Origin of the sequence: Rhizobium sp. BK181 (genome assembly GCF_014193305.1) — a bacterium.
Lineage (GTDB): Bacteria > Pseudomonadota > Alphaproteobacteria > Rhizobiales > Rhizobiaceae > Rhizobium.
Genome location: NZ_JACHZA010000002.1, coordinates 12,146 through 34,377 on the forward strand (window position 1 = coordinate 12,146; position 22,232 = coordinate 34,377).

Genomic DNA, 22,232 nt, shown 5'->3' on the forward strand with positions numbered 1-22,232 from the left:
TTTGCTTTCCCGGTAAGTACGTTACGGTAACACGCCTTCCGTGAAACGTTACATTTTCCGGAAATCTGATCCTTCAGCCTATGGGTTCAACTCGGGCAGGGGATGGCCACGCGCAGGGCGCTGTGGTTGCTGCCGCGGCAGCCTGTTTCGAGTAATCGCCGCTGCAAGCGCGGCCCGATCAAGCGTCTCGTTGTGCGAACCAGGCGCGTATAACAGCCGGTCGAGTTGTTGGAGCTGCCGCGAGAGATCGTCGTCGCCGCGGGCTGCTGTCCATGCAGAACCTGTTCGATAGCCGATAGCTCGGCACCAACCGTCAAAAGAGGCGTAGATGTCCTGTGGGGCTCCGTTCTTGACGGCATGAATGAGCCGGCGGAAAAGCTGCGGTTCGGAACTGGCCCGTATCCGCTGCTGCCGCGCGAACCACTGCTGCACCGGTGGGAACCAATGGCGGACACAGATGAAGACGGCGCCTAGTGCGATTAGTGACAAGACGGTGACGGCGATCGCGCGCATCGAACGCTGCTGCACGGGCGCTGCGGGATCGCTTGTCTGAACTTGTGGCGCAATGCCCTCGGTCGTCGGGGGCGCGTCGGCCACGGTCAGGGCAACGGCAGGCAGCGAAGCAGTTTTGCTCGACTTGGTCTCGGTGTCGAACCAACCGAGGCTGATTGGCGGGATCTGAAAGGATCCCGGCGCTGCGGCAACGTAGGTGACGGTCTCCGTTCGCGAGCTTCCCACAGCCCTGTCACGGGTGACGCCATCCGCCAGTTGCGGTGACTGCGTATAGGTTTGCAGGCCCGGCGCCTGCGCGATCTCCAGCGGCGGGATCATCATGGCTTGGGTGTTCTCGGCAAAGATGACCACGGTTCGCACGATGGCCTCGCCTGCCTTCAGCTTGGCAGGATCGCGATCGAACGATTGGGCGATGGTCACACCGCGGGCGGCGAAAGGTAGCGTCGTGCCGTCGCTGCCCGTCGGAGACGCAGCTGTAAATTGCGTCGGCGGCAGTTGCGCTGTGCCGTGCACGAACTTGCCGTCATCGGAATAGCTGAATTCGATCGTTGCCGGAGGGAGGGCGAACGTGCCGGCCGCCTCGGGCACGATCGCATAATCGCGGCGGATGCCGGAATATTGCACGCCATCAATCGTTTCCGTGATGTTCTGAGCACGCTCGTCAGGCAGCGTCACGAGCGCGTTCGGAACGTCGAACAACGGAAACTGCGGCGGTGAGGTGAAGAAATTCGGTGCAAAGACGTCGACCGTGACCCGCACCTGCTGCCCCGGCACGATGCTGTCGCTGTCGTTGATCGACACACGTGCAAAGGGCTCGGCGGCGAAGGCGGTGCATGCCGTCGAAGCAAAGATCAATGCGGCCCAGATGATCCTCACGGCTTCTTCTCCTGCATTTCGATCGCGAACTTTCGCGCCATCAAATCGGCGGGGCTCACCTGGAGATTTTTCATCCACATCTCGGAGGTCTGCTCGGCAACATCGACTTGCCCAGCCTTGCCCTTTTTTCCCTTGTCGTCGAACTTGACTTCGTCCGGCTTCTGGTTCGGATCCTGCTGCTGCTCTTGCTCTTCGTCCTTTTGGGTCGCCAGCAGGTTCTCGGCAATCGCCAGATTGGCCTTCGCCTCCGGCCACTCCTTTCGTTTGTCCAGCGACTTCTTGTAGGCCGTGACCGCCTCTTCAAACTTCGAAAGGAACAACAGGGAGTTTCCCTGATTGTACCAGCTTTCGGCGCTGTCGACCGCGGCGAACGCATCGACAGCCTCCGCGAATTTGCCGGCGCGATAGAGCGCTACGCCGCGCCACATCGGATCGTGAAAGCGAGTTGCCGCATCATCGTAGTTGCCACGCTCGAACGCGATCCTCCCTTGTTGATCAGGCGTCAACCACATGTCAGCGAAGCCCGCGGCGTGTGAAGAAGTCGGCATAAATACGAGTCTTGCCAAGATAAACGCCGTTCCGAGTCGGACGACCCATCCCCTCCGGAAGGTTAGCGCGAAGAGCACCGCCGCCGGTGCAAGCAGCAGCCAGCCGGCATCCTTCCAGCGGTCGCCTTGCGCCGATTTCTTCTGCGCGAAGTTTGTCGCCACTCGTTGCGTTATCCAGCGGACGTCGGCGTCGTCGTCCGTGATCGTGGCGACATCAATGCCAGTCAAGGCGTGAAGATTTTTGAGCGCGTCGACATCGAGCTTGGCAAAAACGCGGCTGCCTCCAGTCCCTGTGAGAAAGCCCCCATCCGGCGTCTTGACAGGGCCGCCTTCGGCCGTGCCAACGCCGAGGATCAGGATGCCGTTGTCTGTTTTCCGCTTGAATGCGTCGAAAGCGTTCTGTTCGACGCCGTCGGTGATGAAGACAACGGTACCGGCCATGCCGCCTTCGGAGAGTGCCTGTTCCGCCGTGGTAAGCGCTGCCGCGGTGTCCTTGCCGTCGACCGGCATGATGCGGGTAGCCAGCGCGTCCGTGTAGGTTTCGATCAGTGAGGAATCGTCGGTCAGCGGCAGCACGAGATGGGCCGATCCGGCATAAGCGATGACCGCGGTCCTGGTGCCCTGCCTCTGCGCAATGATGTCTTTGATTTTCAACTTGGCGCGTTCAAGCCGGGAAGGCGTGAGATCGATCGCATCCATCGTCGGCGACAAGTCGACGGCGAGCACCAGCGGCGCGGTATCTTCCACAAAGGGTGGCGTCTCGCGTTCCCAAGTCGGGCCGGCGGCGCCGAGGACGGCCAAAGCGAGGACGGCCGCAAGCAGCCAGGACGGGCGCACGCGAGTGCCGCCAGATGCATCGACGATCAGCTTCTCCAGGAGGTGAGGAGCGATCATGTCCTTCCAGCGATTACGGGCGTTGCCCGAGCGCGAGGCGAGCCACACGATGCCGATCGGCAGGAGAATGGCAAGGAGCCACCAGGGACGAAGGAAATGGAAATCTTCGATCATGCAGTGGACCTCCGAAGAAGCCCGCCCGCTGCGGCTGCGCAATAATAGAGCGCGAGCACCGCAATCGCCGCGCCGAGCGGCCAGTGGAAGAGTTCGATGCGCGGCCGCCACGAGAGGTTCTTCTGATCCTCCGGGGTGATCTTGTCGAGCTCGTCATAGATCGCTGCAAGCTGGCTCTGGTCGCCACCGAAGAAGTAGCGGCCGCCGGTGTCGCTGGCGATCTTTTGTAGGGCTGTGGTGTCCAGTTTTTCTTCGCCGGTTGCGGCCGGATCGCCTATGCCGACCGTATGGATAACCACGCCCTTCTGCTTGGCTATGTCGGCGGCTTTTGCGGGCGGCATCTTGCTGGCCGTGTCGTTGCCGTCGGTCAGCACGATCAACACCTTTTCAGGCACCGTGGTGTTCTCAAACATCTTGATGGCAAGACCGATCGTATCGCCAAGCGCGGTGCGTGGACCGGCCATCCCGGGCAGGGTTTCGGCAATCATGGCCTGAACCGTACGATGGTCCATCGTGAAGGGGACCAGCGGGTAGGGAGCGTCACCAAAGGCGATCAAACCGATGCGATCGCCCGGCCTCTTTGTAACGAAATCGGCGACGACGCTCCGGACTGCATCGACGCGTGGATGCGTCGTCCCATCGGGGGCACGGAAATCGCGGGTATCCATCGATTGCGAAAGGTCGAGAGCGAGCATCAGGTCATGCTGGGGTTCGACCTTCTCGATCGGCGGCTCGACGAATTGTGGGCGGGTGAGGGCGAGGACGACCAGGCACCAGGCGAGGGCTTCGGCAATCAGTTGCGGCCAACTGCGCCGGGCGATCACCGAGCCGGAGGTCGGCGTGATACCGACCGCGCTGGCGACCTGGTCAAAGAAAGGCAAGCGAACGGATGCCGACGTTTCATGGTGGGCGGGCAACAACCACCAGACGATCAGGGGCAGTGGCAGCAACGCCAGCAGCCATGGATGATCAAGCTGATACATGATGCCGCTCGATCCAGTTGCGCGCACCGGCAATCAATTCGGCCCCGGTATTCGGTTGCGTCGCGCCGATCCCTTTGCTGGCGTGATATTCGAGATCGTCAAGCACGGCTTGCAGTGCCTGGCTGCTGGTACGATCACCATGGACTTCGAGAAACTTCACCCAGGCGGCCCCGGCGAGGGATGCAACGTCGTTGCGCGGCCAGCCGGCCAGGGCAACACGCTTTAAGAGCACTGCGAGGTCTTGAACGCCTGACTGCCGTGTCTCGGGATCACGGATCTTCGCCTCCACGCCGGCAAGTAGTGCCAGCGCGTCGCGCCGGTAGGCGTTGGCGCGATAGCGGCGAAGCCATAGTAGAAACACTGTGACAAGGATCAGCAGCAGGATCGCCGCGAGGACGGCCCAGCCCCATGTCTGAGGCATCCAGGAGATTGCTGGCGGCAAGGATATGTCCTTGAGCGAGCGCAGCGCGGTTTCGGTCATTGGGTCCAACGGGATGCCGGCGGGTTCCATGGTCATCGCCTCCTCTGGCGCCAGGCCGCCTGCTCCAGCAGCTTACGAAGTTGCGGGGCTGTCTCCTCCGCCGTCGAGACCGGCAGCATGGGAAGCCCAAGTTCGCGCTGCCATGCGCGCAGTTCCTCACCGCGTTCGCGTGCGAAGCGATCGATCGCCTGGCGTACGCTGCCCTTCCGCAGTGCGAGTTCCGCCTGAAGGTTGCCGCCGCTAACGACGATGTCGCCGGATTGCGGCAGTTCCAGCATGAAGGGATCGTATACGAGAAGGCAGATGACATCGTTGTGCGCGGAAAGGCGAAGCAGTCTGTCGCGGGTTGCCGCGGTGTGGCCGTCGAAGTCGCTGATGACAATGATGAGATGATCGTGATGTGCGATGCTGGTGACGCGTTCGACAACAGCGTCGAGCGCAGTCGGAGATGATGTTCCGGCAAAATCTGCATTCAACTGGGCATTCTGGGTCGCAATCCGGTCGGCAAAGCCAATCACTGCCTCCCGGCTGCGATGCGGGCGGATTTCGTCGATCCGCTCGTCATTAAAGACGAAGCCTCCAACACGGTCGCCCGAGCCGAGAATGCGCCAGGAGCAGAGCATGGCCGCCTCCGCCGCCGTCACCGACTTCATCGACCGCCGACTGCCGAAGAACATGTTGATGCGCTGATCCACGACGACCAGTGCCGGCCGCTCCTTTTCTTCGGAATAGACTCGGACGGCTGGTTTGGTCGTGCGTGCGGTGACGCGCCAATCGATCGTGCGGATGTCGTCACCCGGCAGATAGTCCCGCAATTCCTCGAAGGTCAGCCCACGGCCACGCATTGAGGATTGCATGCGACCGGCGAGCAGGCGGTGGCTCTTTGCCTTGTGGACGAAGCTCAGATCACGGGCGCGGCCTTCCAGGGCCACCAACTGGCTAGTAGAGACATGGACGCCTTCTGCATCAGGATTTGCCGGCATTGCGCGATCCTCACGAGACGGCCACGAGCTCGACGATGCGATTGATCACCTGGTCAGGCGTCGTGTTCGACGCATGCGCTTCGTAGGATAGAATGAGGCGGTGGCGAAAGACGTCCTTGACGATCGCCTTGACGTCATCGGGCGTCACGTAATCCCGCCCCTTGAACCAGGCGTAAGACCGCGAGACCTTGTCGAGACTGATGACGCCGCGCGGACTGATGCCGACCTGCAGAAGCTTCGCCAGGTCCTTGTCGTATTTGTCGGGATAGCGCGTGGCGAGCACCAGCGCGACGATGTAAGCCTCGACCGGATCGGAGACTGTGACTGCGCCAATCTCCTTGCGGGCATCGAAGACAGATTGCGGGTTAAGTTTCTGCTGCTCGGCAGGCTTTGCTCCGCCATGGGCAGCATTCTCCTCGTCCCGGTTCAAACGCATGATCGCCGCCTCGGACTTGCCATCGGGGTAGCCAACCTCGACATGCATGAGGAAGCGATCGAGTTGCGCTTCGGGAAGGGGGTAGGTGCCCTCTTGCTCGATCGGATTTTGCGTTGCCATGACCATGAAGAGGTCGGGCAAGGGATAGCTCTGTCCGCCGACCGTCACCTGCCGTTCCTCCATCGCCTCGAGAAGCGCTGACTGCACCTTGGCCGGTGCGCGGTTGACTTCGTCGGCGAGGATCAGGCTGGCGAAGATCGGCCCTTGCTGGAACTTGAATTCCCCCTTGCCGCCATCACTGAAATAGATCTCCGAGCCGGTAATGTCGGCGGGCAACAGGTCAGGGGTGAACTGGATACGCGAAAGCTCTGCATCAAGGTTCTTTGCCAAGCTCTTGATGGCACGCGTCTTCGCGAGTCCCGGCAGTCCCTCGACGAGAAGGTGGCCGTTGGCAAGGAGGCCGAGCAGCAAGCGCTCGACCATTGTATCCTGCCCGATGATCGATTGGCCGACCCGTTTGCCGAGGTCGAGAATATCGTCGCGTGCCGTCATGGCTCCCCCTTGGGCAAATCGAGCGAGAGATCGACCCGCTCTTGGTGGTTGCTACTTTCCAGTCGAGGGACCTTGCTCCATCGAGCGCATCAACGCATCGACCATCTGGTCGATGCTGAAGCTCGCCGATCGTTGGCTCGGAGGGTAGTCCTTGAAAGTCTGTAGGAAGGGAGCGACCCGGTATACGCCGTACTGAATGAGGTAGGCGTTCTTCGCCAGCCAGTCGTAGTACTGATCGGAGACGACATCGGCCCGTTCATAGGGATCCATGCGCAGGTTGAAGACCTTGGGCGCGCGGAGGCAGGTGAAGGGATTTGCCCAGACCACGAAGCCTCCCGGCTCTCTCTGTTCGCAGAAGACGATCTTCCAGTTGTTGTAGCGATAGGCGACGACTTCGCCGTCATCATTGAAATAGTAGAAGTCCTCGCGCGCCGATTTCGGCTGCTGTCCCGTCAGGTACGGCAGCTGATTGTAGCCGTCGAGATGGACTTTGAACTGGTTGCCGTTGATGCTTGCGCCATTGAGGAGTTGCTCCTTGACGTCGGGATCGCCGGCTGCGGCAACCAGGGTCGGGAACCAGTCGAGTCCGGACATCATCTCGTTGGACACTTCGCCCGCTTTGACGTGGCCTGGCCAACGAACCATTGCCGGAACGCGGAAGGCGCCTTCCCAGTTGGTATCCTTCTCGCTTCTGAAGGCGGTCGTCGCCGCATCTGGCCAAGACCACTGGTTCGGGCCGTTGTCGGTTGTGTAGACGACGATCGTATTGTCGGCGATCTTGAGGTCGTCCAGCGCCTTGAGGAGCTTGCCGACGTCACCATCATGCTCGACCATGCCATCGGCGTATTCATTGCCGGGCATACCGCTTTGGCCCTGCATGGATTCGCGAACGTGTGTGAACGCGTGCATGCGGGTCGTGTTCATCCATGTGAAGAACGGCTTTCCCTCCTTGGCCTGCCGCTGCATGAAATCGATCGCAGCCGCCGTCGTTTCATCGTCGATGGTTTCCATGCGCTTGCGGTTGAGGGCGCCGGTGTCGTCGACCCTGCCGTCGGCGAACGAATGCAGGACTCCGCGCGGCGCGTTCGCCTTCACGAATGCCTGATCGTTCTTCGGATAATAGGGACGCTCGGGTTCTTCCTCGGCGTTCAGGTGATAGAGGTTGCCGAAGAACTCGTCGAACCCGTGTTGCGTCGGGAGGAATTCGTCACGGTCGCCGAGATGGTTCTTACCGAACTGGCCCGTGGCATAGCCGAGCGGCTTCAAGGCCTGAGCGATCGTGATGTCGCGCGCCTGCAGGCCGACTGTCGCCCCCGGGATGCCGACTTTGCAAAGACCGGTACGAAGGCAGACCTGGCCGGTTATGAATGTGGAGCGACCGGCAGTGCAGCTGTTTTCGGCGTAGTAGTCGGTAAACAGCATGCCTTCCTTGGCGATGCGGTCGATGTTGGGCGTCTTGTAGCCCATGACGCCCATCGAATAAGCGCTGATGTTCGTCTGGCCAATGTCGTCGCCGAAAATGACGAGGATGTTCGGCTTTGCCGTATTCTGGGTTGGCGCCGCCTGCTGCGCGTGAGCGGCTGCATAGCTGAGCGAAGTGGAGGCCAGGGCCATCGCAAGTGCCGCGCCCGCACGCCGAAGTCGTTTGGAGAGAGACGCACTCATCGTGATCTCCCTTGTCTTTTCAGGTCGTTCAACATTTACACGCTCCTGATCGTGGGGCAGGCCGGTCCTCGGCGCTGCAGAAAGCTCGTCGGACTTTTCGACGAGCTTACGTTCCCATTGAAGAGCATCACTCGGTAAGTACGTTACGGTAACAAACGGGCACCAAAACGTAACAGTGAGCGGAAATGTGTGGGGCCTATTGGGTTAACGGCTGAGGTTTGAGGTCTCCCTGCAGCGTTTCGTCAGCCGGGCGCTTCTTTGCGTTCTGTATTGGCTGCTCGAGGACCGTCACTGGTGCTGCGACCGCTGTGGCCGCGACGTTGCCGATCGTCGTCACAGTACCGCCGACCACTGCGGTCAGACCCTGGCCGAGCGAGACATTGGAATCGGTCAGCGTTTGCCCGGTGATGATGCGTTGGCCGATCAGCTGAACGATCTCAGGACTCTCTGCAAACTTACCGTGGTTCAGGCCCTCGCCTTTCACCTTGGTAAGATCGATCGCGGTAATGCCCGCGGCTTCGAGCTTCGAGCGATAAGGCTCTACTGTCGGGTCGATCGCGCCGAGGCGTGAAACTTTACCGGTGATGAAGCTCGAGACGGCAAGGGCCTTGTCATCCTGCGATACGAAGATCGTGAATTTCGGCCTCGGCTCGCCCATCTCGGCAAACTGCTTGGCGAAGACCTGGATGTCGATATCAGGCGAGGCGAGAATGACGTTGTGGATCTTGCTGTTCACGTGTCCATCGCGGATGCCCATCTGCCGCAGCGATTCCATGGTCAGCCAGGTGCCCATGGAGTGAGCGAGGATGGTGATGTCCTTGACGTCTGGGTCGGCGGCCAGTGTTCGCAACGCTTGCTCGAGCGCCGTGCGCGAATAGTTGGTGCTTTCCTTGTCGTATTCGTAGGCTGTGAGCTGAGCGCGTGAGGGCCACGTGAAGAGGATGGGAGTCGCGTGCATATCGGAATCGTGGACGATCTGCGCGAGGCGGAAAACGGAATCCTCGTATTTGTTGTTGAAGCCATGGATGAAGACCAGCGCGTGACCGCCTTGGATATTCTGGCGGAACCATGCACGCCCCTGCGGAACGGTATCGATCTCCTTGACGCTGGTCACGGCAAAGTCGGTCGCCGGATTCGGCGGCAGGCGCTTCGGCCATTGCACGGTGCCGGACGCGCGTTTCGGTGGTATCGACACATCGACCGCCGTCAAGTAGGGCTTTGGACTGCGTTCGCCGTTAAACAGTGTTGCGGGATCGCCGGACGGCTCGCGAGTGGTCGCGACCAGCATGCTGACCTTGGTGGTGTTGGGTGTTGCCGCTGTCAGTGCAACAGGCGTCATGACCCCGCTTGGATGACCACAGCCTGCAAGAAGTGCGGCGACGAGCAACGGTACAAGTGTCCGAACAGTGCGGGCAGCAATCACGTTTCCGGTTCCCTCATTGAAAACGCAAGCACCTTACGGTGGCCGGGTTAAAGTGAAAGTACTTTACAGTAACCACACAGATGTTACGTGCAATTCGCGCGAGATGCCCAGACCACACTAAGAGTTTTGAGCTGGTGTTACCGAACGGCAACGAGCCTTTTAGGATCGATCGATTTCTCAGCGCCACCCGCCGCCGTCCTTGCGCCCCTCTTCCGTTACCGTCCTTTGGCGTGTTTGTGAATTCAGTTCACAGATGCATGGAGCAAGTGACTGCTTATCACTGAAGTCCGATGCCTCCATATGTTCGCCAGTCAACCATGCCGGCGGACCGGCAGTCATTCGAGGCACATCATGCCAATTGCTCTTTTTGCTTTGACGATCGCGGCCTATGCGATCGGAACCACGGAATTCGTCATCGTCGGCCTGTTGCCGACCGTCGCTTCAGATCTCCATATCAGCCTGCCGCTGGCGGGATTGATCGTCAGTGTTTATGCGCTGGGCGTCACGTTCGGGGCACCGGTGCTGACGGCCTTGACCGGACGCATCGAAAGGAAGCCGCTGCTTCTTGGCCTGATGGCGCTGTTCATCATCGGCAACGGCATGGCAGCACTCAGCCCGAGCTATGCGCCCTTGCTGGTGGCACGCGTGCTATCGGCGTTTGCTCACGGTGTCTTCTTCTCGGTCGGCTCGACGATTGCAGCCGATCTCGTTCCCGAAAACCGCCGGGCCTCGGCCATTGCGATGATGTTCATGGGATTGACAGTCGCCATCGTCACCGGCGTTCCACTCGGCACGCTGATCGGCCAAATCTTCGGTTGGCGCGCAACCTTCGCCGCCGTTGCTGGTCTCGGTGCGATCGCTTTTCTTGGCATTGCCGTGCTTCTGCCGTCGAACCTGAAAAAGGCGCCGGCTGCTACCATTGGTGACCAGATCCGGGTGCTCGGGAGCGGACGCCTGCTCATCGTCTTTGCCATGACCGCGCTCGGTTATGGGGGCACCTTCGTCGCCTTTACGTTCCTTGCGTCGATCCTGCAGGACATCACCGGCTTTGCGGCCGGTACGGTCAGCCTCATCCTCGTGGTCTACGGTATCGCGATCGCCATCGGCAATATCGCCGGCGGCAGGCTTGCCAACCGCAGCCCAGTCCGCGCTTTGACCGGACTGTTCATCGCCCAGGCGATTGTGCTGGTGCTGTTCAGCTTCACAGCTGCATCGCCTTGGCTGGTCGTTCCGACACTTGCCGCTTTGGGTTTCCTCTCCTTCGCGAATGTGCCGGGTCTGCAAATCTATGTGGTTCAATTGGCAAAGCAGGTTCGTCCGGCGGCCGTTGATGTCGCCTCGGCCCTCAATATAGCGGCTTTCAACCTCGGTATTGCCGCGGGCGCATGGATCGGTGGCCTGGTGGTCGAGTCACCCCTCGGCCTTGGGGCAACTCCATGGGTCGGTGCAATACTTGTTGCCGGCGCCCTTATTCTGACACTCTGGAGCAGCGCCCTGGACGACCGCTCCGCATCCGACGCCGGCACTGTGACGCAGGCCGCCTGACCACGGCGATGGACTTGCTGGTTTTCTGAGAAGGGCGGTCGCCGCGAGCCAATCGCGTCGGCCGCTGCTGTTTTCCTAGGAAGCATCGGGGCTAGCGGGAAGTGCAGTCAGGTGCTTTTCGCGAGGCTGCCAAATACTTCTTCTCGCAGTAGAATTTTCTCGTGAGGGATCACAATTCCCTTGCCTAGCGGCGACATACTGCGACATACTTATGCAGCTGACACCACCTGAAAGCACGCATCGAAATACCTTGCGATTTCCCGTTTTCTCGGAGCTGAGGTTCGATCAATGGTGTATCTGCCGCCTGGGGCAACTACTTCGTTCTTAAAGTTATTGATTGCCGTCTCTTGTTGGGCCTCGTTTTTGCCCAACCGAGCCGCCTACGCAAAAGATCCTTTTGCCGATTTTCCGGTGGTTATCAGCTGTGAAGTGAAGGGCACTTATCATGCCTTCTATTTGTCTAGGGTAACGAAGGACGGTACCGCGACTTACACAGCTTCGGACCGGATTGCGGGTACGATTACGCTGGACGGCAAAGCAAAGGCCATTGGCGGATTGGAGGGAGGAACCTGCGGAGGTAAGACCCTCGACGAACTGCGAGCGTCAGGGCAGGCGCACGACCTCAAATCTTAGCCCCTCAACGTTGAGATTTCTGGGCGATTTTTGTTCAGTAGACCGATGAATCGGCTGGCTGCTGATGGGTTCCGTCAATCCAACGGGGGAATTCATGGACGACATGTGTCCTGGCCCTTGGAACGTCTGTGTGCTCGCGCGCACGGGTAAGAACGGCGCCCTTGAGTTCATCGGTACGGCCGAGGAGGCATTGAGGAAGCTAAAGAGCAATTGGTTTCGACCTGGGCCGGCTTTCGCGCTGGCGGTGGAAAGCTGCCAGGATGTCGTGCGGAGTTGGGCTCCAAGCTATCTCGCACGCATAGCCTTTGAGGAGGCTGTTCGGGAGGCGGGGCTTCATCTGTAGGTGGGGCTGGCGTGACGCAAAGAGGAGAAGCATGGAAGAGCTGCGAACTCCCTTTAGGGTAACGGCGGGCCGCTTTCTTCGCTCAGTGAGGATTTTCAGTTCTTCCGAGGTTGGAGGCGCGGCAAAGCTGCTGATGGCAGGCCTTGTGATATTGTTCTTCGCGATCAATGGGCTCAACGTGCTTAACAGTTTCGTCGGCCGAAACTTCATGACGGCAATTGCCGACCGCCAGGTTAGCGAGTTCGCTCGCCAGGCCGTCTTCTACGTCCTGGTGTTTGCCGGCTCCACCGCTGTATCGGTGTTCGCTCGCTTTACCGAGGAGCGCCTCGCGTTGCTTTGGAGGGGATTCCTGACACGCCGGGTCGTCAATCTCTATCTGACGGATGGAGCGTTCTATCGCCTCGATGTTTCGGGCAAGCTTTCGCATCCCGACCAGCGCATCTCGGAAGATATTCGCGCCTTTACCGTGACGACCCTGTCTTTCCTGCTGATGATCCTCAACAGCGGTCTGACGATCGTTTCATTTTCCGGCGTGCTTCTCTCCATCAATCCCGTGCTCTTCGCCGTTGCCGTCTTTTATGCCGCCGGTGGCTCCTTTCTTACGATCGGGCTGGGGCGGCGGCTCATCAAACTGAACTACGACCAGCTCGATAAGGAAGCGAGCTTTCGCGCGGGCCTTCTTCAAGTCAGAGAAAATGCCGAGCAGATCATGCTCACCGGCAATGGGCCGCAGCTGAAATCCTTCCTCGCAAGCCGACTTGATGATCTGATTGCGAACTTCCGCGTCATAACCTCAGTGAACCGCAATGTTGGCTTCTCCACGACCGGTTACAATTGGTTGATCCAGATAATCCCCGCCCTCATCGTTGCGCCGGCGTTCTTCCGGGGGGACATAGAGTTTGGCGTGATTACGCAATCGGCGGCTGCCTTCGCGATGCTGGTCGGTGCATTTTCGCTTATCATCAATCAATTCACGTCGATTTCAAATTTTGCCGCCGTCGTGGCACGTTTGAGCACGCTCTCGGAAGCAATAGAGAACTCGCAGCAGCAGGCCGGATCCGAAATTCGGATCGATCAAAGCGGGGAGGGACTATCCTACGAGAAGCTTACGATACGACCGGAGCTGGGCGGTTCGCCGTTGTTGCGTGAGCTGACGGTTACCATTCCGCCTCGGGCCCGTGTCCTCGTGACCTGCTTACGGGAGGAACAAGGCAGCGCGCTTTTCAGGGCGACCGCGGGCGTTACCTATTCAGGTTCCGGCGGAATTCTACGGCCCGCGGATGATGGAATACGGTTCCTTCCGCAGCAGTCTTATCTTCCCCCGAGTACGCTTCGACAAGTGATTGTTCCGCCGACGGCGAGCGAAGAAATACTGGACGAACGAATTTCAATGCTACTTGCCGAATTCGGACTCGAGCGCATTTCTAGGGCAGAGGGATTTCAACAAGAAGTGGAGTGGCACACGTTTCTGACGCAAAGGGAGCAGCACCTGCTGATGCTGGCGAGCGTATGCGCAGCGAAACCGCGTGTCGTCCTGCTTGAGAGGACTGAGGTTGTGGTGGGCTGGGATACGCTTTTCCGGATTATCACGCGCTTCACGAATGACGGCATTGCCTGCGTCCACATCGGGAGCGCTGCCAGCATATCGGCCTATGATGCCATCCTGGACCTCGGCGATAATGGCGCATGGCAGTGGAGGAAAGCCGCATAGCCGTCCAAACGGTGGCGGCACGAAAACCGAGACGACGAGAAAGTCGATAGGAGGCTGACGATGACGAATGCCGCTCTTTCAACCGACGATTATCAGGCAAAAGCCACTCCGCTGGGAGCCGACGAACTGCGCTTGATGGACGCCTACTGGCGCGCATCGAACTATCTTTCGGTCGGACAGATTTATCTGCTCGACAATCCGCTCCTGAAAGAGCCGCTCAAGCGTGAGCACATCAAGCCACGGCTGCTGGGCCACTGGGGCACGACGCCGGGCTTGAACATGCTCTACGTGCATTTGAACCGCGTGATCAAGCGCGACGACCTCAACATGATCTACGTGATCGGTCCCGGCCATGGTGGACCGTCACTTGTTGCACACGCCTACCTCGAAGGGACCTACAGCAAGGTCTACCCGAATATCGGCGAGGACGCCGAAGGGATGAAGGCTCTGTTCAAGCAGTTCAGCTTCCCTGGCGGAATTCCGAGCCATGTCGCTCCCGAAACGCCTGGAAGCATCCACGAGGGTGGCGAACTGGGCTATGCTCTGAGCCACGCCTACGGCGCGGCCTTCGACAATCCCGACCTGATTGTCGCTTGTGTCGTCGGCGACGGCGAGGCGGAAACCGGCCCGCTCGCCACGGGATGGCACGGCAACAAGTTTCTCAATCCGGCCCGCGATGGATGTGTGCTGCCGATCCTGCACCTCAACGGCTACAAGATCGCCAACCCGTGCTTCCTGGCGCGCATTCCCGAACCCGAACTGAGGAAGTTCTTCGAAGGGATGGGCTATGCGCCGCTGTTCGTCGAAGGACATGAGCCCGACAAGGTGCAGCAGCAATTGGCTGCCGCCATGGATACAGCCGTCGCAGAGATCAAACGGATCTGGGCGGAGGCGCGCGAGAAAGGCAATCTGACACGTCCGGCATGGCCGATGATCGTTTTCCGGACGCCGAAAGGCTGGACCTGCCCGAGCGAAATCGATGGCAAGAAGTGCGAGGGTTACTGGAGGGCCCACCAGGTCCCGATGGGCGAAATGGACAAGCCCGAGCACATCGAGATCCTGCAGCACTGGATGAATACCTACAAGCCAGAGGAACTCTTCGACGAGGGCGGCAAGCTGCGGGCAGAATTCGCTGCGTTGGCGCCGACGGGTCATCGCCGGATGAGCGACAACCTGCACGCAAACGGTGGGCTGCTGCTGCGTGATCTGAAGATGCCCGACTTCCGCGACTACGCCGTCTCGGTGCCGAGCCCCGGCGCGACCACGACCGAATCCGCGCGAGTCATGGGTAAATTCCTGCGCGACGTCATGAAGCTGAACCTGAACAGCAAGAACTTCCGGCTATTCAGCCCTGACGAGAACAACTCCAACCGCTGGCAGGACGTGCTTGAGGTTACGGACCGCTGCTACATGGCGGAGATCTACCCTGAGGACGATCATCTGTCGCCCGACGGGCGCGTCATGGAGGTGTTGAGCGAGCATCAGTGCCAGGGCTGGCTGGAAGGCTACCTCCTGACCGGACGGCACGGCTTCTTCTCCTGCTACGAAGCGTTCATCCACATCATCGACTCGATGTTCAACCAGCACGCCAAGTGGTTGAAGGTCTGCAACGAGATTCCGTGGCGGCGGCCGATCGCGTCTCTCAACTACTTCCTGAGCTCGCATGTCTGGCGCCAGGATCACAATGGCTTCAGCCACCAGGATCCCGGTTTCATCGACCATGTGGTCAACAAGAAAGCCGAAGTGATCCGCGTTTATCTGCCGGCGGACGCCAACACGCTGCTTTCCGTCACTGACCACTGCCTGCGCAGCCGCAACTACGTGAATGTCGTCGTTGCCGGCAAGCAGCCTTCACCGCAGTGGCTGACGATGGATGAGGCGATCAAGCATTGCGCGGAAGGCCTTGGTATCTGGGAATGGGCCAGCTCCGACAAGGGCAGCGAGCCCGATGTCGTCATGGCATGCTGCGGCGACGTTCCGACGCTGGAAACGCTGGCCGCGGTGCAGTTGCTCCGGGAGCATTTGCCGGATCTGAAGGTCCGCGTCATCAATGTCGTCAATCTCATGAAGCTGCAGCCGTCGAGCGAGCATCCGCATGGCCTGTCCGATCGTGATTTCGATGCGTTCTTCACCAAGGACAAGCCGGTCATCTTCGCGTTCCATGGATATCCCTGGCTGATTCATCGCCTGACCTACCGGCGCACCAACCACGACAATCTGCATGTGCGGGGGTACAAGGAGGAGGGGACCACCACGACGCCCTTCGACATGGTCGTCCTGAACGAGCTCGACCGCTTCCATCTGGTTGAGGACGTCATCGATCGACTGCCGCAGCTTGGCGCCAGTGCCGCCTACTTCAAGCAGGCAATCCGCGAAAAGCTGATCGAACACCGGCAATACATCCAGAAGCATGGCGATGACATGCCCGAAATCAGCGGCTGGAAATGGGGTGTGCGGGGCCAGTCTTCCGGAGCGCGAAGGACGTCGACGGAAGGCGACAATACATGAGCCGTCCAGCCTGCATATCTGGGGGAGCTCGGACGGGCAGGCTGCGATAAGCCCACGATATCCAGGTCACTGCGGGCGACGCTCAGGCAGTGACTTGGATTTGGCAGCATGCGGCACTGCCAGAAAATGGAGCGCGAAGCTTTTTAATAGGTGAAGCCATGGTCGAGGTGCCTTTGACCGCGCCAAATCCGGATGCCCCTCCGAGCGACGAGGACTTCGAGCGATTGCAGTTCACGACGTTGCTCTATTACCTGCATTGCACCAACCCGGACAACGGGTTGGTGCGCGACAAGACCCAAGACGGCGCACCAGCAAGTATTGCCGCCATTGGCATGGCGCTTGCTACCATTCCGGTCCTGGTGGAGTGCGACATCATCATCCGCGAGTTTGCCGCCAAGATCGCCCGACGACGGCTGCATTTCTTGATGCGATGCCATCAAGGCCCTGAATCGGATGCGTTGGGCTACAAGGGCTTCTTCTATCATTTCCTTGACATCGAGACGGGGCGGCGGGTCTGGCAGTGCGAATTGTCGACCATCGACTCGGCGTTTCTGTTCGCCGGTGCGCTAACGGCCGCAACCTATTTCGATCGGGACACGGCTGACGAGGCGAAGATCAGGGAGCTTGCGGCGGCGCTCTACGAGCGGGCGGACTGGAACTGGGCGCGTGACCATGGCCCGACGCTGACCCATGGCTGGCGACCGGAAAACGGCTTCATTCCCTATCGCTGGCGTGGCTACGACGAGGGGCTGCTTCTCTACATACTGGGGCTCGGGTCACCAACGCACCCGCTGCCCCCGGAAAGCTACGCGGCCTACACGGAGAGCTACGAGTGGCGGAACATCTTCGGGCGTGAACTGCTCTATTCGGGCCCACTCTTTACGCATCAGCTTTCACATATGTGGATCGATTTCCGCGACATCCGCGACGAATTCATGCGCGAGCACGGCAGTGACTATTTCCAGAACAGCCGCCAGGCTACCTTTGTGCAGCAGGAATATGCGATCCGAAATCCGATGCAATTCGAGGGCTATGGCGAGCACTGCTGGGGCTTTACCGCCTGTGATGGTCCCGGCTGGCGAACCCTGGAAACTGGCGGATATCGCCGGGAGTTCTTCGATTACATAGCGCGCGGCGCACCGTTCGGGCCTGATGACGGGACGGTAGCCCCCTGGGTCGTCGTGGCGTCTCTGCCTTTCGCACCCGAGATCGTCATTCCAACCGTTCGCAATTTCAAGGGCATGCAGCTGGGGATGAGGCGGCTTTACGGATTCAAGCCATCCTTCAATCAGAGCTTCAAGGACCCGAGCAGTCCCACAGGGTGGTGGATCAGCCCCTACCATTTCGGCATCGATCAGGGGCCGGTGGCCCTGATGATCGAAAATTACCGCACCGGCTTCCTGTGGAAGCTGATGCGCGATTGCGAGCCGATCGTCCGCGGATTGCGCCGGGCGGGCTTCGACGGTGGCTGGCTCTAGGAGGGCGCACGGCGAACTCTGCAGTTCGATCTCGAACGGATCGTCAGTGGATCAGTTCAATGGGAGCCGCGGAGCTGATCGTCCTTCAGCCAATTTCGGTTGAACACGCTCTTTGCAGCGTCCGTGGCCTCCGACGTATGCACGATATCGTCCCGCAGCCACCAGTCGATTGACCTGCCGGGTGCCGACAACTCCCTCTGGTCCAGGCTCGCCGTCACGAGGATCGATATCGACGGGGCCCGAGACGATTTTATCGCGGCCGTTTCGGCCGCAGACAATGCGAATAGCGGCGCGACAATGCCCGTCATGAGCACGGAGGCATAGACTGGGAACGTTTGCGAGTACGACATGACATGCATCCCGCTTGAACTGCAGCAATACTACAATGTCGGAAGTCAAACTCGCAGTCGACTCGATATTTTGGTGTTGCGCCGAAAGAACGCCTATGCGGGAGACAGGAAAGAGGCCGTTCTGGCGGCTGTCGGGAGGCCGGCTTTGTGTACTACCTCCGGAATTGTCGAGCGACACGCAGGTTTGCGAGGTCGTCAGAGTTTTGCGGAAATTGTGCAACCTTGCCAGTGCAGCAGCGTACCCTAGTTGAAATCGCGCGGGATTCTCGCGACCGATGTGCATGCCGTTGTTCTATTGCAATTTTTCAAATCACAAAGGGCCCCCATCATGTCGGACAAATCGAACACAGGCATTGATCGCCGTGATCTCCTAATCGCATCTATTGCCACGGTTGGCGCGTCGGCTGCCCTAGCTGTGAGCGCACGTACCGCGAGTGCCCAGGAGGCAGCGGCGCCTGCTGCCCGTGCCGCGTCGGGGACTGTCTATACCGGCGATGTTATCGATGGAAAAAAGGTCGTCAGTGCGCTCGACGTCGATGACTTGGAGCCGGGGCAAAAGCACCTCTTGTATTTTCAGGGGGCGCAGATGCCAACGGGGCAGCACTGGAACGTATCCGTGACGGTCGCAAAGGGGGCAAAGCCCGGCAAGCGCGGCGTTCTGACCAGCGGTGTGCATGGCGACGAAATGAGTAACATTCATACTGTCCAGACGGTGATGAACCAGCTCGATCCCGCGCAGATGTCGGGCACAGTGATGGCAGTCACCGACGTGGCGCGCCCGGCCATTGAAAGCATGCAGCGCAGATGGCCCAATCAGGGCAGAGGCATAGATTTGATCGATATGAACCGGGAATGGCCCGGGAATGAGAACGGCGCCACGGCGCCCAGCCGACACGCGGGGCTGCTGTTCAACCGGTTGCTGCGGCCGAACGCCGACTTCGCGATCGACTTTCACACCGGAACAACCGGTTTCGAAGTCACCGCATTCAATATTGGCGGCATGGATGTGCCCGAGGTCAAGGCAATGCTGGAGCTCTATCCCGTCGGCCAGATCTTCGACAACCATGTCTATCCCGGTGTTCTGCACAACGCATTCATGGACGTGGGCATCCCGTCCTTCACGCCGGAGATTGGCGCTGCTCGCATTCTGGACCTCGAGATGATCTCGCTGTTCGTGGAAGGCACGATGAATGTTCTCAAGCATTATGGCATCGTTGGCGGGCCTATGGGCCGGACGGCCAAGGACGTGAATGTATTCATCGGCAACAGTGCGTTCCCGATCCTGGCAACCCAGGGCGGTATCGTCGAGCATTTGGTCAAGCTCAACGACAAGGTCGAACCCGGACAGAAGGTCGCCATTCAGCGCAACAGCTTCGGCGAGGTGGTCGCGGAGTATACAAGCGGCGTGGCCGGAGAGGTGACGGGCCAGCGCAGCGACGCCATGTCCGAGCCGGGCAATCCGCTGGTGTTCATCCTCTTCCACAAAGCGGCGCTGGAGGGCGTTGAGTCTTATCCCGAGTAAACCACCGTAAGACCTATTCTTTCAATGCCTTAGCGGATCATGCCGTTGCCGCCGGATGTCCAGCGGTTAAAGGGGCGAGAGCGGCAGTGTTATTGTCCGCTCAAAAACGTGGCCTGAGTGGACTTTGATCTGGAATGATGAGGAGACTGGCGATATAGGGCTGATTGGCGCACCCGACAGGATTCGAACCTGTGACCTTTGGAATCGGAATCCAACACTCTATCCAGCTGAGCTACGGGTGCATGCCTGAGGCGGTTTGAATCGCCTGTCCGATGCGTGGTTCTTAGCCTAGCTTCTCGCCAGCATCAATCTCCAAAATTGAAAAGTGCGCCGTTCTTACAAACGGCGCACCGATTGTTGTCAGACCTGCATGGCGCCGGGGCCGGGGATGGCCTTTGGCGGGACCTTGCCGAGGATGATCATGCCGAGGACTTCGTCCTTGGTCACGTCCTCGGTGCGTGCATGGCCGACGACCTGGCCGTTCTTCATCACCGAGACGCGGTCGGCGAGGTCGAAGACGTCGTGGATGTCGTGGCTGATCAGGAAGATGCCGATGCCTTCCTTCTTCAGCTGCTTGATCAGCTCGCCAACCTGCGCCGTTTCCTGTGGGCCAAGGGCAGCCGTCGGCTCGTCCATGATCAGGATGCGGGCATTGAAGAGGATCGCGCGGGCGATCGCCACCGATTGCCGTTGGCCGCCTGAGAGTGCCTTCACCGGCTCCTTGAAGCGGCGGAAGTTGGGGTTGAGACGACCCATCACTTCGCGAGTCGAGGCTTCCATGGCGACGTCGTCGAGGGTGCCCCACTTGGTGCGGATCTCGCGGCCGAGATAGAGGTTGGCGGCGGCGTCGACATTATCGGCGACGGCAAGCGTCTGGTAGATCGTCTCGATGCCGTACTTCTTGGCATCGCGCGGATTGCGGATGTCGGCCGGTTCGCCGTTGATCAGGATCTCGCCGCTGTCGCGCTTGTAGGCGCCGGAGAGGATCTTGATGAGCGTCGACTTACCGGCGCCGTTGTGGCCGAGAAGGGCGACGACTTCGCCGGGGTAGAGATCGACCGAAGCATTGTCCACGGCGTGGATGCCGCCGAAGGAGATCGAGATGTTTTTCAGTTCCACAAGGGGAGCGCGTTGATCAGTCATATCTAGGACTCCTCTTACTTCGACCGCGAGCGATAGACGGTGTCGAGCCAGACGGCAACGACCAGCACGGCGCCCACGACGACATTTTGTATGGGGGTATCGACGTTTGCGAGACCCATGCCCGACTGCAGCGATTGCATGACCAGCGCGCCAAGCATGGCGCCGGCGATCGTGCCGGTGCCGCCGGCAAGCGAGGTGCCGCCGATGACGGCTGCCGCGATCGTGTAAAGCTCGTAGGTCGTCCCCTGCGAGTTGGCGGCGGCGTTGAGGCGGGCGGTCGAGATCGCCGCGGCAACGGCTGCCAGGAAGCCCATCAGCGCGAAGATGCGGACCGCGACCCAGCGGGTCTTGATGCCGGCGAGTTCTGCCGCTTCAGGGTTGCCGCCGATCGCGAAGACATAGCGGCCGAAGCGCAGGCGGGTGGCGATGAAGGTCATGACGATGCCGACGAGGACGGCGATCAGGACCGGCACAGCGATGCCGTAGGAGATGAACAGGCCGGTTTCCGGCCAGGCGATACCGTTGGCCTCGGCGTATTTCTTGGCGATCGCCACCGGCCAGTAATAGATGGTCGAGACCCAGATGGCGCCGAGCACCAGCGCACAGCCGAGGACGGCCAGGAAATATTCGGCCCAGAGCGGCCGGCGCGGGAAGTTGAAGCGCTTGCGCTGGTGGCGCGAGCCGATGATGCCGACGATAATCAGCACGCAGGCGACAAGCCCGATGATCCAGCTCCAGGTCGCGCCGACGGCACCTTCAGCACCGCCGCCCATGATCCGGAATGTGGTATCGAGCGGAGCGACCGTCTGGCCCGATGTGACGTACCAGGCAAGACCGCGCCAGGCGAGGAAGCCGCCGAGCGTGACGATGAAGGAGGGGACGCCCAGGAAGGCGATGATGACGCCCTGGAAGAGGCCGATCAGCGTTCCGGCGATCAGGCCACAGACCAGCGTGATCAGCCAGGTCCAGGAATTGTCGAAGCCGAGATATTGCGGCAGGAATTTCGCCTGGACGACGCCCATGATCATGGCGACGAGGCCAAGCATCGAGCCGATCGACAGGTCGATGTTGCGGGTGACGATGACGAGCACCATGCCGGTCGCGAGAACCGCGATCTCGGTGGTCTGGACCGAGAGGTTCCAGAGGTTGCGCGGCGTCAGGAAGAGCCCGCCGGTGTAGAGATGGAAGCCGATCCAGATGACCAGCAGCGCGGCGACCATGCCGAGCAGGCGCGTGTCGATCTCGGTTGCGCGCAGGAAGCGCGTGAAAGCGTTACCCTCCGCCGAGCGCGGATGGCCCGATGAGGATTGCGTGATGTTTGCCATGGGTTTGCCGTTTCCCCCACTGTTTGAGCTTTTTGGCGCGGGCGCCCGAAAGCCCTTGCCGAGGTGCCCTGTTCTTCTAATCGACCACCGAGAGACTTCCGAAGCGGCCGCTCAAGGGGCGGCATTGTTCCGGCAGGGAATCAAAGCGTTCGCGGTGCGTTGCGAGGCGGGGAGCGTTCGTGGACGGCTCCATCCGCGTCCGGCGC

18 protein-coding genes and 1 tRNA gene are annotated in these 22,232 nt (G+C 60.2%); 7 read left to right on the top strand and 12 right to left on the bottom strand.

What is annotated here, in order from left to right:
* Positions 1–78: 78 nt before the first annotated feature.
* From FHT77_RS07530 to FHT77_RS07565, 8 genes are all read right to left on the bottom strand, one after another.
* Positions 79–1,389, bottom strand: coding sequence for a BatD family protein (locus FHT77_RS07530; RefSeq protein ID WP_183753950.1), 1,311 nt, complete (start codon positions 1,387–1,389; stop codon positions 79–81).
* A complete protein-coding gene (locus FHT77_RS07535) occupies positions 1,386–2,945 on the bottom strand; it encodes a VWA domain-containing protein (RefSeq protein ID WP_183753951.1) in 1,560 nt (519 codons plus the stop codon). The genes FHT77_RS07530 and FHT77_RS07535 overlap by 4 nt, the downstream gene beginning before the upstream one ends.
* Complete coding sequence (locus FHT77_RS07540; RefSeq protein WP_183753953.1) at positions 2,942–3,928, bottom strand: VWA domain-containing protein; 987 nt, start codon at positions 3,926–3,928, stop codon at positions 2,942–2,944. Before FHT77_RS07540 ends, FHT77_RS07535 begins: the two co-directional genes overlap by 4 nt.
* Entirely contained in the window at positions 3,915–4,445 is a 531-nt protein-coding gene (locus tag FHT77_RS07545) for a DUF4381 domain-containing protein (protein WP_183753955.1), read from the bottom strand. The genes FHT77_RS07540 and FHT77_RS07545 overlap by 14 nt, the downstream gene beginning before the upstream one ends.
* Entirely contained in the window at positions 4,442–5,392 is a 951-nt protein-coding gene (locus tag FHT77_RS07550) for a DUF58 domain-containing protein (protein ID WP_183753957.1), read from the bottom strand. The genes FHT77_RS07545 and FHT77_RS07550 overlap by 4 nt, the downstream gene beginning before the upstream one ends.
* 10 nt (positions 5,393–5,402) lie before the next feature.
* Entirely contained in the window at positions 5,403–6,380 is a 978-nt protein-coding gene (locus FHT77_RS07555) for a MoxR family ATPase (protein WP_183753959.1), read from the bottom strand.
* A gap of 51 nt (positions 6,381–6,431) precedes the next feature.
* Complete coding sequence (locus tag FHT77_RS07560; RefSeq protein ID WP_183753961.1) at positions 6,432–8,045, bottom strand: arylsulfatase; 1,614 nt, start codon at positions 8,043–8,045, stop codon at positions 6,432–6,434.
* A gap of 196 nt (positions 8,046–8,241) precedes the next feature.
* Entirely contained in the window at positions 8,242–9,384 is a 1,143-nt protein-coding gene (locus FHT77_RS07565; protein WP_246719737.1) for an alpha/beta hydrolase, read from the bottom strand.
* 435 nt (positions 9,385–9,819) lie between these two features.
* Between FHT77_RS07565 and FHT77_RS07570 the strand changes: the two genes are divergently transcribed.
* From FHT77_RS07570 to FHT77_RS07595, 6 genes are all read left to right on the top strand, one after another.
* The gene (locus FHT77_RS07570) at positions 9,820–11,013 is read left to right on the top strand and encodes an MFS transporter (protein ID WP_183753965.1); all 1,194 of its coding nucleotides are present in this window, start codon (positions 9,820–9,822) and stop codon (positions 11,011–11,013) included.
* Between the two features lie 288 nt (positions 11,014–11,301).
* Positions 11,302–11,646 (top strand): hypothetical protein, encoded by a 345-nt coding sequence (locus tag FHT77_RS07575; protein WP_183753967.1) that lies wholly within the window; start codon positions 11,302–11,304, stop codon positions 11,644–11,646.
* A 103-nt stretch (positions 11,647–11,749) separates the two neighbouring features.
* Positions 11,750–11,989 carry a DUF982 domain-containing protein gene (locus tag FHT77_RS07580; protein WP_246719761.1) on the top strand — a complete coding sequence of 80 codons (240 nt, stop codon included), beginning with the start codon at positions 11,750–11,752 and terminating at the stop codon, positions 11,987–11,989.
* Positions 11,990–12,020: 31 nt separating this feature from the next.
* On the top strand, positions 12,021–13,700 hold the full coding sequence (locus FHT77_RS07585) for an ABC transporter ATP-binding protein/permease (RefSeq protein ID WP_183753969.1): 1,680 nt from the start codon (positions 12,021–12,023) through the stop codon (positions 13,698–13,700).
* Positions 13,701–13,760: 60 nt separating this feature from the next.
* Entirely contained in the window at positions 13,761–16,208 is a 2,448-nt protein-coding gene (locus FHT77_RS07590; protein WP_183753971.1) for a phosphoketolase, read from the top strand.
* A gap of 158 nt (positions 16,209–16,366) precedes the next feature.
* Complete coding sequence (locus FHT77_RS07595) at positions 16,367–17,686, top strand: glucoamylase family protein (protein WP_183753973.1); 1,320 nt, start codon at positions 16,367–16,369, stop codon at positions 17,684–17,686.
* Between the two features lie 56 nt (positions 17,687–17,742).
* Here FHT77_RS07595 and FHT77_RS07600 read toward each other — a convergent pair whose 3' ends face one another.
* Positions 17,743–18,036: a hypothetical protein gene (locus FHT77_RS07600; protein ID WP_183753975.1), complete on the bottom strand. Its 294-nt coding sequence runs from the start codon at positions 18,034–18,036 to the stop codon at positions 17,743–17,745.
* A gap of 328 nt (positions 18,037–18,364) precedes the next feature.
* Between FHT77_RS07600 and FHT77_RS07605 the strand changes: the two genes are divergently transcribed.
* Positions 18,365–19,558, top strand: coding sequence for a succinylglutamate desuccinylase/aspartoacylase family protein (locus FHT77_RS07605; RefSeq protein WP_183754750.1), 1,194 nt, complete (start codon positions 18,365–18,367; stop codon positions 19,556–19,558).
* 165 nt (positions 19,559–19,723) lie between these two features.
* Here FHT77_RS07605 and FHT77_RS07610 read toward each other — a convergent pair.
* The 3 genes from FHT77_RS07610 to FHT77_RS07620 all read right to left on the bottom strand — a co-directional run bounded on the left by FHT77_RS07610 (position 19,724) and on the right by FHT77_RS07620 (position 22,026).
* A tRNA-Arg gene (locus FHT77_RS07610) sits at positions 19,724–19,800 on the bottom strand.
* Positions 19,801–19,918: 118 nt separating this feature from the next.
* Positions 19,919–20,701 (bottom strand): ATP-binding cassette domain-containing protein, encoded by a 783-nt coding sequence (locus tag FHT77_RS07615; RefSeq protein ID WP_016554837.1) that lies wholly within the window; start codon positions 20,699–20,701, stop codon positions 19,919–19,921.
* Between the two features lie 14 nt (positions 20,702–20,715).
* Positions 20,716–22,026: a sugar ABC transporter permease gene (locus FHT77_RS07620; RefSeq protein WP_183753977.1), complete on the bottom strand. Its 1,311-nt coding sequence runs from the start codon at positions 22,024–22,026 to the stop codon at positions 20,716–20,718.
* Positions 22,027–22,232 lie beyond the last annotated feature (206 nt).

Bases quoted from the DNA above. Each gene is read 5' to 3' on its own strand.
- FHT77_RS07565 (WP_246719737.1), bottom strand. From the start codon at position 9,384: ATGACGCCTGTTGCACTGACAGCGGCAACACCCAACACCACCAAGGTC.
- FHT77_RS07535 (WP_183753951.1), bottom strand. From the start codon at position 2,945: ATGATCGAAGATTTCCATTTCCTTCGTCCCTGGTGGCTCCTTGCCATT.
- FHT77_RS07540 (WP_183753953.1), bottom strand. From the start codon at position 3,928: ATGTATCAGCTTGATCATCCATGGCTGCTGGCGTTGCTGCCACTGCCC.
- FHT77_RS07620 (WP_183753977.1), bottom strand. From the start codon at position 22,026: ATGGCAAACATCACGCAATCCTCATCGGGCCATCCGCGCTCGGCGGAG.
- FHT77_RS07615 (WP_016554837.1), bottom strand. From the start codon at position 20,701: ATGACTGATCAACGCGCTCCCCTTGTGGAACTGAAAAACATCTCGATC.
- FHT77_RS07600 (WP_183753975.1), bottom strand. From the start codon at position 18,036: ATGTCGTACTCGCAAACGTTCCCAGTCTATGCCTCCGTGCTCATGACG.
- FHT77_RS07580 (WP_246719761.1), top strand. From the start codon at position 11,750: ATGTGTCCTGGCCCTTGGAACGTCTGTGTGCTCGCGCGCACGGGTAAG.
- FHT77_RS07605 (WP_183754750.1), top strand. From the start codon at position 18,365: ATGTCGGACAAATCGAACACAGGCATTGATCGCCGTGATCTCCTAATC.
- FHT77_RS07555 (WP_183753959.1), bottom strand. From the start codon at position 6,380: ATGACGGCACGCGACGATATTCTCGACCTCGGCAAACGGGTCGGCCAA.
- FHT77_RS07560 (WP_183753961.1), bottom strand. From the start codon at position 8,045: ATGAGTGCGTCTCTCTCCAAACGACTTCGGCGTGCGGGCGCGGCACTT.
- FHT77_RS07575 (WP_183753967.1), top strand. From the start codon at position 11,302: ATGGTGTATCTGCCGCCTGGGGCAACTACTTCGTTCTTAAAGTTATTG.
- FHT77_RS07595 (WP_183753973.1), top strand. From the start codon at position 16,367: ATGGTCGAGGTGCCTTTGACCGCGCCAAATCCGGATGCCCCTCCGAGC.
- FHT77_RS07570 (WP_183753965.1), top strand. From the start codon at position 9,820: ATGCCAATTGCTCTTTTTGCTTTGACGATCGCGGCCTATGCGATCGGA.
- FHT77_RS07585 (WP_183753969.1), top strand. From the start codon at position 12,021: ATGGAAGAGCTGCGAACTCCCTTTAGGGTAACGGCGGGCCGCTTTCTT.
- FHT77_RS07550 (WP_183753957.1), bottom strand. From the start codon at position 5,392: ATGCCGGCAAATCCTGATGCAGAAGGCGTCCATGTCTCTACTAGCCAG.
- FHT77_RS07590 (WP_183753971.1), top strand. From the start codon at position 13,761: ATGACGAATGCCGCTCTTTCAACCGACGATTATCAGGCAAAAGCCACT.
- FHT77_RS07545 (WP_183753955.1), bottom strand. From the start codon at position 4,445: ATGACCATGGAACCCGCCGGCATCCCGTTGGACCCAATGACCGAAACC.